Source organism: Pseudomonas sp. IzPS59 (assembly GCF_014863505.1).
GTDB lineage: Bacteria > Pseudomonadota > Gammaproteobacteria > Pseudomonadales > Pseudomonadaceae > Aquipseudomonas > Aquipseudomonas kribbensis.
This window is the reverse complement of sequence record NZ_CP062251.1, coordinates 873,454-886,646: the sequence shown is the minus strand read 5'-3', so window position 1 is coordinate 886,646 and position 13,193 is coordinate 873,454. Positions and strand designations below refer to the sequence as shown.

Genomic DNA, 13,193 nt, shown 5'->3' with positions numbered 1-13,193 from the left:
TGCTGACCATCAATAGCCTTGGAAAGGGTGATCGTTCCGCTCCGCACTTGCCAAACCATGTTGAGGTTTCAAGTCGGCCAGGAAACGTCATGGATGGGACTTGCCACGTATGCCATTCAGATTTAGCACGCGTAGGGCAGAACGTTAACCGCTGGGCTGGAGTGGCCCGTGCTGAATTCAGCACTGCGCACCGGATTGTGATTGCATAGCGCGTTTTCATGGCTCATACGCCAAATCCAAACCTTCTTCTCACCGATAATTCGTTGGTTATCATGGCAATCTGCTGGCAACTCAAGCCGCCAGGATTTAGCATCTGGCTCAGCCAAAGAACATCACCACCCTGAGCACAGGACACGGACTGTGACACGCCTGGCCGGCCAGGCGATGCCCAATTGAAACAAGGAGAGCCTCAATGAGTTTCAGTGATGCCCACGACGTTGCGACTGAGGCACTGGAAACCTTTCACAAGATTGAGGATGGTGCAGCGCGACTTCTAGCGGCACGTAGCGGTGAGGCGTCCGACGCCCTGGCAGTGATCAACACGTTCACCAACACTGCAGCTGTAGCCAAAATCGCATCTATTAGTGACGCCACAACCAAATCGTTGCTCAGTCTCGTCCGCGAACCTGCAGTCTCACGTGTGGTTGCCGAGACTGACGAAGGCGAGGTGGTCACCTACTATATCTGCCGCACGACCAACATCACGGTCAAAGGGACAATGCTGGCGGGCTACCGTACACCTATCGGCCGCCTGGCCGTCTTCGATGTTGGAGAAAGTGTCGAGCTTGAGGTTGCTGGGAAGCAGAAAGGCTATCGTATTCTCGAAAAGCTGGAGCTGAAGCCTCTAAAGAGAGACGACGTTTGGGATGCCATCGATAGCATTTGGCGCCGCCAGCGTGCAACTCCACAGACAATCGCTTCCCTTCGAAAGCTCGTTCAGCCCGTCGACGACAATGCATTCCTTGCGATGCTGGACGGCGCATCTGAGGAAGAGAAAATCCGGGAGGGTGTAGTCCATGAAATACGCAGAGCCATGGCTTTGCGAGACCAGGCCATTCTCGACAAAATCCAGGACGAAATTTTCCGGCTGTCGATTGATCATCAGCTGATCATTCTCGGCCCTCCAGGTACCGGCAAAACCACAACATTGATCAAACGCCTTGGGCAGAAACTCGACGTGCAGGCATTAAGCCCAGAAGAGCAACGGCTGCTTGGTTCATCGACAAACCGCCAACGCTGGATGATGTTCACACCCTCCGACCTGTTGAAGCACTACGTCAAAGAGGCATTCAACCGGGAGAATGTTCCCGCGTCTGACGATCACATCAAAACCTGGAACAAGCGTCGGCATGATCTGGCCAGGTCAACATTTGGCATTCTGAGAACCGGCAATAGCGGTAGCTGCATTCTCAAGGAGGATCGCCGCTACTCCAGCTTTTCGGTCAGTGATGATCCTCGTCAATGGTTTGCCGACTTTAAGGCGTATCACCAAAACCGTCTGCTCAGCTCACTCAGGGAGGGCGCTGGCCTCCTGAAAGATTCGGCGCCGAACCTCTCGGATCCAGTCGTGGAAGAGCTGCTCACCACGGTAGATGAACTGAGTCCCGAGGGGTTGCTCGGTGCATACGCGATCTGGAACAGAATCGAGGCGAGGATCGAGCCGCTGCTCAAAACCAGCCGCAAGACGACCGACAAGCTTATCCAGCAGCAAGGTAGCCTGCTCTACAACAGGAATAAATCTGTTTTCGTGGAGCTCGCTACCATCCTCGAAAGCCTGGGGCAAAGCGAGGATGAAATCGAAGAAGGTGAAGAGTTCGACGACGACACTGGCACCGATGGCACGAGCACACCTAACCACACTGCGGAGCGCAGGGCGTTTCAGGCGTATCAGCAGTTCCTGCAGAGCCACGCGCGCACCCTGTATCGAAACGGCAGCCTTGGGAAGTCGAGTCGGGCAGCCCGGATTCGTGACTGGCTCGGAGATAGGGTTCCGCCAGCTGAATGGCTGAAAACGCTGGGTCGCGAAATGTGCTTCCAGAACGCTCTGCGGCGGTTCAGGAATGCGTGGAAACGTTACGTTCTGGAAGTCCCTACGAGCTATCGCGCGTTCCGCCGAGAGTGCCTCGCACTTGAACTCTATGACTACCAGAAGCCTGACACCCCCGCGCACATCGACGAGACCGAGCTGGACGCTATCCTGCTCCTGATGCTCCGGTCAGCGCGCGAACTCATTCGGCAGGAGTTCGTGAGACGATACCTTGATGATCCGCGCTTCACAGAGCTAGCCAAGATTTCTGACCAGTTCCTGCACCAAGTGCTGGTCGATGAAGCGACTGACTTCTCTACCCTTCAGCTTGCCTGTATGGAAAGCCTGACTGACCTGTCGACCGAATCGTTCTTCGCGTGTGGTGACTTCAACCAGCGAATCACCGGACATGGCCTGAAACGCATTGACCAGCTTGAGTGGATTTCCCCGCGCCTCAAGCCTCGGCGAATCAACACTGTCTACCGTCAAAGTCGGCTGCTGAACACCTTTGCTATCAAACTTCTCGATCTCATGCAGGGAGATACAGAAGCTGTAGGCACCCTGCCAGAGCACTCTAACCACGAAGGCGTCCAGCCCGTGCTAGGTGAGCACCTGAGTGAAGACGACGCGTCCACTTGGGTCGCGGATCGCATCATCGAGATCGATGCGCGGATGCGCTCCAAAGGTGAGAACATTCCGACCATCGCGGTACTGGTCACCTCAGAAGATCACGTCCGGCCGATGGCGGATACGCTTACCAAGAAGCTGGAACAGATCAGCCTGCGAGCCACTCCATGCGCGGACGGCCAATCTTTGGGCAATCAGTCAGACATCCGGGTATTCGACGTCCAGCACATCAAGGGCCTCGAATTTGAAGCTGTGTTCTTCGTCGGAGTCGATGGCCTCGCTGAGGCTAACCCGAGGTTGTTCGAACGCTTCTTGTATGTCGGGGCTACCCGGGCCGCCACTTACCTGGGCATGGTATGCCATGGGGAGCTGCCGGCAAGACTGGAAAATATCCGTCCATTCGTAGCCACGCACTGGTGGTGATCGTGGGTTAAGCCTGGCAGCCCATTTCCTGCAGGTGGGCTGAGAGGTCGCATTAACCTTAAGAGATGGAGCTGGGCATCAAAACAAGACGGTCATCGCTCATGGGCCCGGCGCATCGTAATGCCGCAGCCCATCGGCTCACGATCCTTGGGTTGCCTCTCACGTTTCAACCAGGCTTTCCTGCTTCTCCATCCACTCGATCATCAGCTCGCCCCATGCAATGTCAGCCTGCATAGCTGCTTTCGCATCGGTCGAGTCCCGCTTGCCATTTCAGTCCTCCATTGACGTCGAGCTAGATGTTATCCCTCACCGACTGCCGACACAGCGGGCCAGTGAAATCGGGCAGTTGCTACCGCATCAGTGGATGCCGGCCTGACTTACGCAAGGTGAGTTGGGCGGACGCTTACTTTGATCAGCCATCAGCGCTCGTAGTACCGCAACCTACTAGCGCCGTAACTAGCAGGCAGCCTCCCGTAACGTGTTGATACAATGGAGCCAGACCTCACGGGTGGGCAATTAGCCCCTGCTGCTTCCGAACCCATGATGATTATCCCCGTAGGACTTCGTAGCTCCCTTGCATAGGTAGCTGGACCGCAGAAACAACTCCGGTAGCTCATCCATCTTGCCGTCGGGGACGTCCCGGTAGATTCTATACGTGGCATCGTCGGTGATATTCACCAGCCCACCGACTTGATCGACCGATAGCCGCAAAGCGCTGGCCCAAGCCTCCTGCAGGCGCGCAACGAGATTTCGCCTCGTAGATTGCAGCCGCCCCGGCCTGTGATAAGCATCATGATTCAGCAGGAATACCAGGTGGTAGTGCGGCCTTCCCTTCATTCCAACCTCCCTTGCCCAGGCATAACGGACCCTGCAACTACGAGTGTCCTTCTTTTGCTCACGCAGCTGACTTCGGTGGTGTTCGATCTTGGAGCCAAAGGACTCGATGAATCTGCTGATGACCTTGTTGGTATCTGCGTAGTTGGACAGATCGATATCCTTCGGCAGGTTTAGGTCCACCCTGAATGCCATGACCCTCGGATACTGGGCCAGTGCCAGCTCGATAACACGCAGGAGACGAAATAGGTACTCTTCTACAAATGGCCCCTTGCCGACCATCAAGGACAGACCACGGTAGGTCGGTTGGCGGTACAGGTGGAGGTTTGTGTTACCTGGATGACGAAGCATGGGTATGACTCCTGGGTGAGTTTCATACCGATCTTCATCATGTGGAATTTTTAACCGTTATCTCCTAGTGCTCTTGATCCCTCGCTGGATATGCAGTGGTCAGTGCCTGCAACCCGCATCAGCAACGCGGTGCACCCTACCGGTGGGAATAGCTAGTAAAAGCATAATACTCGTGCCGCAGATGATGCTCTCGACTGCACCGTGATCGCGGAATGCCTTTTCACGGCCACTCCGTGAATTTCTTCAGGGTATCTACTCCGGAAATAAACCATCGCTTTGCTCGGCCTACTGGGGCGTCCGACGTGGGACTTCAGCCTACCTAGCATAATCGCCATGACCAGCCATAACTGGTCATGGCGGTTATGCTGGCTTTTAACGGGCCATGCTCAGGTGACCTGTAGACCTCACTGCGGAGCTCTCGGTCAGATCACGCTCCTCAATCCTTGCCAAGATCCAATCGTGCACCTCGCTCTCGACCCAGCCGACGCAGCGGTCGCCCAGAGATACCGGTTTCGGGAAGGTGCCTTCCGCGATGTATTTGTAGATGGTCGACCGGGCAAGACCTGTCGAGTCGATGACTTCCTTCAGACGGATGATTCGCATGAGCAGGCTCCTCTGTGGCTCAGAGGATGTGCAGGGGACGTATAAAAAAACCGCGCAGAGCCGCGATTCAATCCGCGTCCCAATCGAGCTGGGGGAAATACATGCCCCATCTCATGCTCGTTAAAACCAGATAAGGAAGTAATTCAAATAGTCTGCTATTTTCGCTATGGGCTAGCGGAAATAGCGGGTAAAAATGATCAAAACATATGATGAAGAACTTGAAGCCATTGGCAGTGAACCAATTACCTACCAGAACGGCTGGCCCTGTTTCCGCGAGCACAGCTTGGTAGAGGCCGCTGTAACTGAGGCTGCCCGAGAGCTGCAGGTTTCCCGAGAAATGGCAATGATGTGCGCCTTCGGGGCCATGGCCACCGCCTGCCAGAAACGTATCGATATACGAATGCCAACCGGACACCAAGTGCCAACCTCACTGATGCTGCTGACCATCGCGGACTCCGGTGAACGCAAGACCACCACACAGAACAATTTTTTCGAGGCGATTAACGACCTGAATGATGTAGCGCATCGAGCCTACGAGGTCGCCTTAGTGGAGCATCGGGTCGAACAGCAGCTATGGAGCACGCGCAAGAGACACCTGGAGCGTATGTACAGCAAATACGCAGCCCAGGAGGACGACGCCGCCACGCGCGCAGCCCTGGAGACTGTCGCTGAGCATGTAAGAGCTGAACCGCAATCCGCCCGCTCGGGCAAGTTCCTTTATGAAGACACCACCCCGCAGGCCCTTGTGCAGATGCTTTACGAAAACACGCCCAATGGCTGCCTGCTGACTAGCGAAGCCAACAGTATTTTCAGCGGCAAGGCCTTGGGTGAGCTCGACAAACTCAATACTCTCTGGGATGGCAGCAGCGTTATCGTCGATCGCATTTCCAGAGAAGGCTTCATTCTCCAAAATGCCCGCCTCACCTTGTCACTAATGGCACAACCTAGCGTGATCGCGCGCTTCATGGGCAGGCGCGGGGAGGAGGCTCGCGGCACAGGCTTTCTCGCCCGCTTCCTGGTCGCCAAGCCCCGCTCAATGGCTGGCCAACGTACCGATCAAAAACTATCTGAACTGCCTCGCCTACAGGCCTTCAATGCCCGCATCCGCGAATGCTTGGCCCCCTCCGTTTCGCCTGATCGCCAAGTACTACGTTTCTCGGAGCCGGCCGCAAATCTCTGGTATCAGTACAGTCGGCAACTCGAACAACAAATGCAGGAAAACGGCCTATACCACTACGCTAAGGATCACGCTTCCAAGTTGCTGGAAAACACGAGCCGTCTGGCGGCCATCCTACATACGTTCGAGCGCACCTCAGACAGCGATATCGAGATCGACTACCTTACCCTGGAGTTCTGCTGGAAGTTCGCTCAGAACTGCTCAAAGCACTTCATCGAGCACTTGGCCAACGAGCCGCAGCTCGTGACGGATGCGAACCAACTGGCACACTACCTACTGAAAACCGCCCACAAAGAAAGCCCTCTCGCAGACAGACCTACAAACAGGAACAGAAACGACCCCTCACCCAACACGCGCCTCTCATCGACGCCACCTAACGATCTGATGACAGGGCAACGAACCACTTTCACACTAACCCAGGTAAAACAGTACGGCCCCAGTAGTCTCAGGGGACGGGCCAATACTGAGCGTTTGGAGGCAGCCATTGAACTGCTGACCAAGCTGGGACATATCGCCAAGGAAGGAGGCCGCTACCGGTTCCAAGAATCGATCCTGCTCAAAAGAGGAGAACCTGAACTGAAGAACGGCGAAACGCTCACTATCAAGGAGCTTCCTCTGTTCAGCGAACAAGAGTATTGGAAGCCTGAGGTAAGGAGCGGGTTTGGGGCTCAGCCGAGCTACTTCATCAAAATCCGCGATTAGCGGGTAAGCTGTAGCTGGAAAACATCCCCCTCGCTGAGCTAAAGAGAACCAGAACACAGACTGGGAGCTCCATGCGCAAGCCGGCACAGCAATGGGGAATCGCGCGCGATTGTCACGGTTATGCACGAGATTAAAAAATTAGAGCTAAAGGTTACGTTATAACATGTATCAATGAGAGGCTTGGCGAAAACGGATCTGACCTCCAGATAGCCTTTGCATCAAATAGGAGCCGCCCCCATGATAAATGGCTAACAGGTCCGACTCGAGCGGCGGAAAAAGAAAGCACCGACCTCAGCGGAAGCCGTTCACCCTGAGGAAGATATTTACGTGAGAAGAAACGTCTATCTAGTCCATTCAGCCCTCAGCGGTATGACTGGAAGGGATACCGCTGCAAGTCACCGAGAAATGAAAATGACACAATCTCGGAGGGCGACCTTCCTGCTCAGCCTCAGCGCTTCACTTACCAGCTAAAGCCTGATAAGTAGCAGAGAGGCGGTATAGCAATCGCACCCTATCAAGACGCCCCAGGGTACCAAGCAAATGTCATTGGCATTCCAAATGGCATTCCAGGCAAAAAACAAAACCGTCATTTTATTTCAATATCAACAACTTACTCTACCTGTTCAGATTACCCCGGCCCACCAACTCTCAACAACAAGGCCCGCCAAGCTCGGGCCTTGTTGCATCTAAGGATTAGTTTCCGGTGATCCCTTCTCAACTTGCACCCCAAAATATGCGAATGCTGTTTCGTCCCCCCTACCAGCATCCTAGGAAATTTCCCTCAACCCGCGTCGACTTCCATGAACTAGCCCCCCTCACCCCATCCGGTTACCTTCCACCCCTCGCAACAAACAGGTGAACGGCACTACCCCGCCGAAGCGCAAGGATCACCCCTCACATGGAGTCCGGTCATGAAAAAAGACACCCCCGATCCATCCGAAATTTCCCCGGTTACCGAGTCCAGGACGATCTCGACTTCCGAGCGCCCCATTACTGTTTCCCGCAGGCGCAATTCCCGGCTTCTTCCGGTCGATCAGATCTTTAGCGTGCGTCCCGACGTCGACCTGGTCACTCTGTTGACCCACGCCAGCCAGAATCTCGCGGCGCTCAATATGATGGCGCATGATCTCGTCCATCGACCGGATGAGGTGCAACGGGCGCGGATCGTTGCGATGCATCAGTTGGCCGGGTTGGCGGAGATGCTGGTCAGCAGCGCCCTGAGCAAGCTTGATCCATTGCAGCAAGCGGCCGATTCGAAGCCGATTATCTGCCACTGACCCTCTTGAAAGAGCCGAAATCAGGCGACTTGGCGTCTCGAGCGAAGGTGCAGCGAGATGAATTTTTCTTCACTGCCCTGCTTCCGCCAAAGCTGTAAAGTCCGCTCGCTCATTCAAGAAACTACGGTTCGCCCGCTCTCCTGCGGGCTTTTTTTTGCCCGGGTTTTGGCCACGCGTTTGTGTTTTCCCGCCCACCGCGCAATTCTGGCGATCCCCCCCGATCCCCGGAGCCCCCAATGCCGCTGTTGACCCTCCCCTGCCAACGCCTGACGCTCGCGGTGCTCTCCCCGGACCAAGCGCCTCTGGAAAGTGATTTCTATCAACGCAACCAGCGCCATCTCGCTCCGTGGTCACCGATCCGCACCACCGATTACTTCTCCACCGAACAGATCCGCCGACGCCTTGAAGTCCAGGCCAGCGCCTTCGAAGCCGGGTTGGCGGTGCACATGGCGTTGCTGACTCCCGACGGTCAGCAAATGATCGGCGCCTGCAATTTCAGCGGGATCATTCGTGGCGCGTTCCAGGCCTGTTATCTGGGTTATCACATCGATGCGGCCCATCAGGGTCAGGGTCTGATGCAGGAGGCACTGGAGTCCGCCATCGTCTACATGTTCGGGACCCAGAACCTGCACCGGATCATGGCCAACTACATTCCCGGCAACGAGCGTAGTGCGCGGCTGCTTGAGCGCCTTGGGTTCGAGAAAGAAGGCTACGCCAAGGCGTATCTGAACATTGCCGGGCGCTGGCAGGACCATGTGCTGACGGCGCTGGTCAATCCGGGGTTTGAGGCGCCGGATCAGCGCTGGTCGCGACGACTCGCGTGAGTTTCACAATTTGTTAAGCATTGACGAAGTATGCTCTCGCCTCTCGCCCCTTCCGGTTAACTGAAACCTATGTCGTCGCGTGCCGTCACTTCCCTGTTCCTGCTTGCCGCCCTGCTGTTTTTCTTCGCGTTGGGTAACCATCAATTGCAAGGTTCCACCGAGGCCCGCGTCGCCGGCATCGCCATGGAGATGCATCTGGACGATGACTGGGTGACGCCCCGTCTGTTCGGCGAACCGTTTCTGGAGAAACCGCCACTGAGTCTGTGGCTGGACGCCGGTGCCATGCGCGTGTTCGGTGTTTCGCCGTGGGCGGTGCGGCTGGCGTCGGCGGTGGCCGGTCTGCTCAGCGTGATGATTCTGTACGGCATGCTGCGGCGCTTCGGACGGCCGAAAGCGATTGCGTGGACGGCGGGGATTCTGCTGGCGACCATGGCCAGTTACTGGAGCAACGTGCGCGGGGTCGGCGAAGATGCGTTGCTCGCACTCGGCGTGACCACGGCGCTGCTGGCGTTTTTCCAGGCGCAACGAGCATCGACCCTCGGCAACTCGTTGCTGTTTGTGGTCGGGATCGCGATCGCCACCCTGAGCAAAGGCGTGCTCGGTCTGGCGATGCCGGGGGTGGTGATTTTCGCTTACCTGCTGACCGACAACCTGATGGACAAGCGCTTCAAACTGACCGAGTGGCTGCGGCCCGGTTTGTTGACCGCGCTCGGGCTGATTCCGCTGCTGATCTGGCTCGCGGTGCTCTATCAGCACAGCGGCGCCCAGGCCGTCAAAGAAGTCTTGCTGACCAACAGCGTCGGACGTTTCAGCGGTTCCTTCGTCGAAGCCGGGCACTATGAGCCGTTCTACTACTACATCGCCAAACTGCCTGAAGCGTTCCTGCCCTGGAACATTCTGGTGTACCTGGGGCTGTGGCACTTCCGCAAACAATTGAAGGCCAATCGTTACCTGCTGTTTTTCAGCCTGTGGATCGTTGCGCAGTTCATCATGCTGACTCTGGCGTCGAGCAAGCGCACGGTGTACCTGATGTCGATGACGCCGGCAGCGGCAGTGATTGCGGCGGAATATGCGGGTGTACTGTTCGAGCGGTTGAAGGACCGTAACAGCGGGTTTGTCGGATGGATCGCCCGTCATCGTCAGGCATTGGCGGCCGGTATCCTGACCGTGGTGATCGCCAGCTACCTCGGTGCCGCGCAATGGGCACTGCCGAAGGCGGACAAGGAATTGTCGTTCCTGCCACTGACCGAACATATCCAGAGCCTGCAAGCCAGCGGCCATCAGGTCGCGCTGTTCCAGGCCAACGAACGGGTCGGCGGTGCCAGCGTGTTCTACACCCAGAGCGTCCTCAAGGGCCTGGATACCGATGCGCAGCTGAAAGACTTCCTCAGTGCCTCGCCTTCGAACATCGCGGTGATGTCAGGCGACAGCGAGCCCGCCGCCCCGCTGAAAGTCCTCAAGACCATGATGGTCGGGCGCCAGGCGTACTACTTCGTAGGCTATTGATACAGCGATGCACCAACAAAAAACCCGCCGGTGATGGCGGGTTTTTCATTTCAATCGCAATGCTTCAGAGAGCAGCCTCAGGCTGCGCACTGAACACCTGTCGCTCGCGCTTGCTCAACACCGGCAACTCCAGACGAGCCCGTCCATAAAACGCCAGCGCCGTCAGCAAACACGCCAGCCAGACGAAGATCCCGGCCCAGAACGTGTGGGACATGTAGTGCCAGCCCTGCAGGACACGTGTGGTGCCGTAGACGAAACCGAGCAGCAGCGAGCCCCACAACAAGGCGCTGGAGAAGCGCCACTGATAACGCCGCGCGACAAAATACAACGCCAGCATGGTGAACCCGCCGGAGGCATGTCCGCCCGGCCAGCAACGGCCGTCACCGGCTTCATGGAACAGCTGAAAATTGTTGTACCACTCGATGTGGGCCATCTTGCCGCCGTAGAGCGTCGTCTCGATCGGGCAGTAAACGCTGGTGTGGGCCTTGAGGAAGTGAATCACGCCGGTACACACCGCGAACGCCACCACCACAAACAGAAAGTCCCGGCGATGGTCAGCGGCAAAGCGCAGCACAGGCGCCACTTTGCTGCGCTCGAGAAACCCGGCGAGGCCCGGGCGCTTCTGCGGATTGACCAGCGGCCAGACCACCGACAGCATCCCGCCGATCAGGGCGATTTCAGCAGTCCAGTTCGGGATGATCCGCGCCCACTTGTGGGTCAGCTTTTCAAAGAAGTGAATCTTGTCGAGGGGGAAGGTATTGGTCAGCGGATCGAACAGCAGATTACTGAAGGCAATGTCGATGTTCGTCATGTCGAACATCAGAAACACCACAGCAGCACAAAACAGCGGGATACCGAAGTTGTAGGCGTAAAAGCGAGCACTCATCGGGTGGACACCGTGCGCCAGTCGGAGGCCTCGATGAAGCCAAGCATTTTCGGAGCCGCGAGGTTTGCAGCGGAAACGAACAGCGAAGAACCATAACCGAGGGTCGAGGTCGGCACCTTGAGGTCTTTTTCCAGCTGCGCCATGCATTCGCTGTGGGTGACCAGGATCAGGTTTCGCCCCGGAACCTTGTGCGCGAGCGCATCCTGCAACATGCGACCCTTGCAGCTGATCAGCCAGTCTTCGCCGGTCGTCGCGTGGTTGAACATGTAACCGGCGGTCTGCACGGTGCGGGTCATCGGGCTGTTGTAGATGTCGGCATGGTTCAGGCCCAGGTGTTCGAACTGCGCGCCGACGGCGACCGCGACACTGCGCGAACGGTCGGTGATGCCGTCATTGCCGCTCAGGCACGGCGCCGGGGAGTGATCGCAGCGCTCGACATGACGTACCAGCACGATCATATCGCCCTTGGCCCAACCGGCCGCCAACGCCTGCGCGCCGGCCACATTGCCGTGGGCCAGATCGGGCACCGCCGCCGGGGCAAGCAGCCACAGGGTCAATGGCACCACCAGCGCCAAGGTCGCCAGGACAACCCCGGCGTTCCGAAAACGGGCCAAACCGCTCAGGTCGATTGAGCGTTTGACGCCGAACAGACTCAGTCTCAATTCCACAAAAATTCGCCTCGCCAGCGTATATCACTGTCATTTGATCCGGCGAAGGTACAGACGCCCCCGTGGGCAGCCAGTGAAAGTCATGTGAAAAAAGTCTTGGGATCCCTTGTTACAAATTCCGTCGGACAAAATCCTTTCAGCTCTCGGATTTGCGGCCGATACAGTCCTGCTAACACCCTTGCTGGCTCAAAAAAACAACAATCTTCCAGCCTGACCGACGATCAAGACGCACAACGTTTTCTGGAGGAATTGTGATGAATAGCTGGTTCGGCAACATCAGCGTGAACCTCAAACTGGGGCTGGGTTTCGGTCTCGTCCTGGCCCTGACCTGCATCCTCGCCCTGACCGGCTGGACCAGCCTCGGCGGCCTGATTGACCGCAGCAACTGGATGAGCGACATCACCCAGCTGAACGCCGGCCTGACCAAGCTGCGCGTGGTGCGCCTGCAATACATGCTGACCAACGGCGATGAAACCGCCGCACAAAACGTGCAGACCACCCTCGACGGTTTCGCTGCACAGCAACAAGCGCTGATCGGCAAGTTCAAGAGCCCGGAGAACGTCAAGCTGCTCAAGGAGCAGGCGGCGACCATCGCCGAGTACCAGACGTCCCTGAACAAGATGCGCAACGCCTACCGCACCGGTAACACGGCGCGCGACACCATGGCCGCCAATGCCGAGACCGCGTACAACCTGATCGAGTCGATCAGCAACCGCGTGCAGCAAATGCCGCTGAGCGATACACGTTTCGAACAGTTCCAGGCCATCACCGAAGCCAAGGAAGCGTTCATCCTGGCGCGCTATGAAGTGCGCGGCTACACCGCCACCGCCAATGCCGACACCGAGCAGAAAGCCGTCGGTCAACTGGATGTGGCCATCGCCAGCCTGAAACAGCTGAGCGTGCATTTCTTCAGCACCCAGCAAGACACCCTGCGTCAGCTGGAAACCGCGCTGACCAACTACCGCAGCGCCCTGCAGGCGTTCAAGAACGCCAACAGCGAAGCGGTGCAGGCACGCAAGGAAATGACCGATCAGGGCGCCACCATCGTGACCCTGAGCGAGCAGATGTATCAGATCCAGCTCGATCGTCGTGACATGGAAAGCGCTCAAGCCCGCACCCTGCAACTGATCAGCACTCTGCTGGCGTTGTTGGTGGGCGTCATCGCCGCCTTCATCATCACCCGCCAGATCACCCGTCCGCTGCAGGAAACCATGGCCGTGGTCGACCGCATCGCCAGCGGCGACCTGAGCCACAACGTGATCGTCACCCGCCGCGACGAACTCGGCGTG

9 protein-coding genes and 1 pseudogene are annotated in these 13,193 nt (G+C 57.2%); 6 read left to right on the top strand and 4 right to left on the bottom strand.

Annotated features, from left to right (window positions below):
• Positions 1–412: 412 nt before the first annotated feature.
• The gene (locus tag IF189_RS03860) at positions 413–3,076 is read left to right on the top strand and encodes an ATP-binding domain-containing protein (protein WP_192552853.1); all 2,664 of its coding nucleotides are present in this window, start codon (positions 413–415) and stop codon (positions 3,074–3,076) included.
• Between the two features lie 516 nt (positions 3,077–3,592).
• Here IF189_RS03860 and IF189_RS03855 read toward each other — a convergent pair.
• Positions 3,593–4,261 carry an inovirus Gp2 family protein gene (locus IF189_RS03855; RefSeq protein ID WP_143979031.1) on the bottom strand — a complete coding sequence of 223 codons (669 nt, stop codon included), beginning with the start codon at positions 4,259–4,261 and terminating at the stop codon, positions 3,593–3,595.
• A gap of 372 nt (positions 4,262–4,633) precedes the next feature.
• On the bottom strand, positions 4,634–4,864 hold the full coding sequence (locus IF189_RS03850; RefSeq protein WP_143979032.1) for a helix-turn-helix transcriptional regulator: 231 nt from the start codon (positions 4,862–4,864) through the stop codon (positions 4,634–4,636).
• Positions 4,865–5,057: 193 nt separating this feature from the next.
• Here IF189_RS03850 and IF189_RS03845 point away from each other — a divergent pair, with 193 nt between their 5' ends.
• The 4 genes from IF189_RS03845 to IF189_RS03830 all read left to right on the top strand — a co-directional run bounded on the left by IF189_RS03845 (position 5,058) and on the right by IF189_RS03830 (position 10,350).
• Complete coding sequence (locus IF189_RS03845; protein WP_192552852.1) at positions 5,058–6,743, top strand: YfjI family protein; 1,686 nt, start codon at positions 5,058–5,060, stop codon at positions 6,741–6,743.
• Between the two features lie 911 nt (positions 6,744–7,654).
• Positions 7,655–8,020, top strand: a complete 366-nt coding sequence (locus tag IF189_RS03840; RefSeq protein WP_192552851.1) for a DUF6124 family protein — start codon at positions 7,655–7,657, stop codon at positions 8,018–8,020.
• Positions 8,021–8,256: 236 nt separating this feature from the next.
• Positions 8,257–8,844 carry a ribosomal protein S5-alanine N-acetyltransferase gene (rimJ, locus tag IF189_RS03835; protein ID WP_192552850.1) on the top strand — a complete coding sequence of 196 codons (588 nt, stop codon included), beginning with the start codon at positions 8,257–8,259 and terminating at the stop codon, positions 8,842–8,844.
• Positions 8,845–8,913: 69 nt separating this feature from the next.
• The gene (locus IF189_RS03830) at positions 8,914–10,350 is read left to right on the top strand and encodes an ArnT family glycosyltransferase (RefSeq protein WP_192552849.1); all 1,437 of its coding nucleotides are present in this window, start codon (positions 8,914–8,916) and stop codon (positions 10,348–10,350) included.
• A gap of 64 nt (positions 10,351–10,414) precedes the next feature.
• Here IF189_RS03830 and IF189_RS03825 read toward each other — a convergent pair whose 3' ends face one another.
• A complete protein-coding gene (locus tag IF189_RS03825; RefSeq protein ID WP_192552848.1) occupies positions 10,415–11,236 on the bottom strand; it encodes a phosphatase PAP2 family protein in 822 nt (273 codons plus the stop codon).
• The gene (locus tag IF189_RS03820; RefSeq protein WP_192552847.1) at positions 11,233–11,904 is read right to left on the bottom strand and encodes a histidine phosphatase family protein; all 672 of its coding nucleotides are present in this window, start codon (positions 11,902–11,904) and stop codon (positions 11,233–11,235) included. Before IF189_RS03820 ends, IF189_RS03825 begins: the two co-directional genes overlap by 4 nt.
• Positions 11,905–12,158: 254 nt before the next feature.
• Here IF189_RS03820 and IF189_RS29090 point away from each other — a divergent pair.
• Positions 12,159–13,172 (top strand): annotated as a pseudogene (locus tag IF189_RS29090) (methyl-accepting chemotaxis protein); the annotation flags it as partial.
• Positions 13,173–13,193: the final 21 nt, after the last annotated feature.

What these genes read in the sequence shown, in the direction of transcription:
- IF189_RS03845 (WP_192552852.1), top strand. Translation starts at nt 5,058, where the DNA reads ATGATCAAAACATATGATGAAGAACTTGAAGCCATTGGCAGTGAACCA.
- rimJ (WP_192552850.1), top strand. Translation starts at nt 8,257, where the DNA reads ATGCCGCTGTTGACCCTCCCCTGCCAACGCCTGACGCTCGCGGTGCTC.
- IF189_RS03830 (WP_192552849.1), top strand. Translation starts at nt 8,914, where the DNA reads ATGTCGTCGCGTGCCGTCACTTCCCTGTTCCTGCTTGCCGCCCTGCTG.
- IF189_RS03860 (WP_192552853.1), top strand. Translation starts at nt 413, where the DNA reads ATGAGTTTCAGTGATGCCCACGACGTTGCGACTGAGGCACTGGAAACC.
- IF189_RS03855 (WP_143979031.1), bottom strand. Translation starts at nt 4,261, where the DNA reads ATGCTTCGTCATCCAGGTAACACAAACCTCCACCTGTACCGCCAACCG.
- IF189_RS03825 (WP_192552848.1), bottom strand. Translation starts at nt 11,236, where the DNA reads ATGAGTGCTCGCTTTTACGCCTACAACTTCGGTATCCCGCTGTTTTGT.
- IF189_RS03840 (WP_192552851.1), top strand. Translation starts at nt 7,655, where the DNA reads ATGAAAAAAGACACCCCCGATCCATCCGAAATTTCCCCGGTTACCGAG.
- IF189_RS03850 (WP_143979032.1), bottom strand. Translation starts at nt 4,864, where the DNA reads ATGCGAATCATCCGTCTGAAGGAAGTCATCGACTCGACAGGTCTTGCC.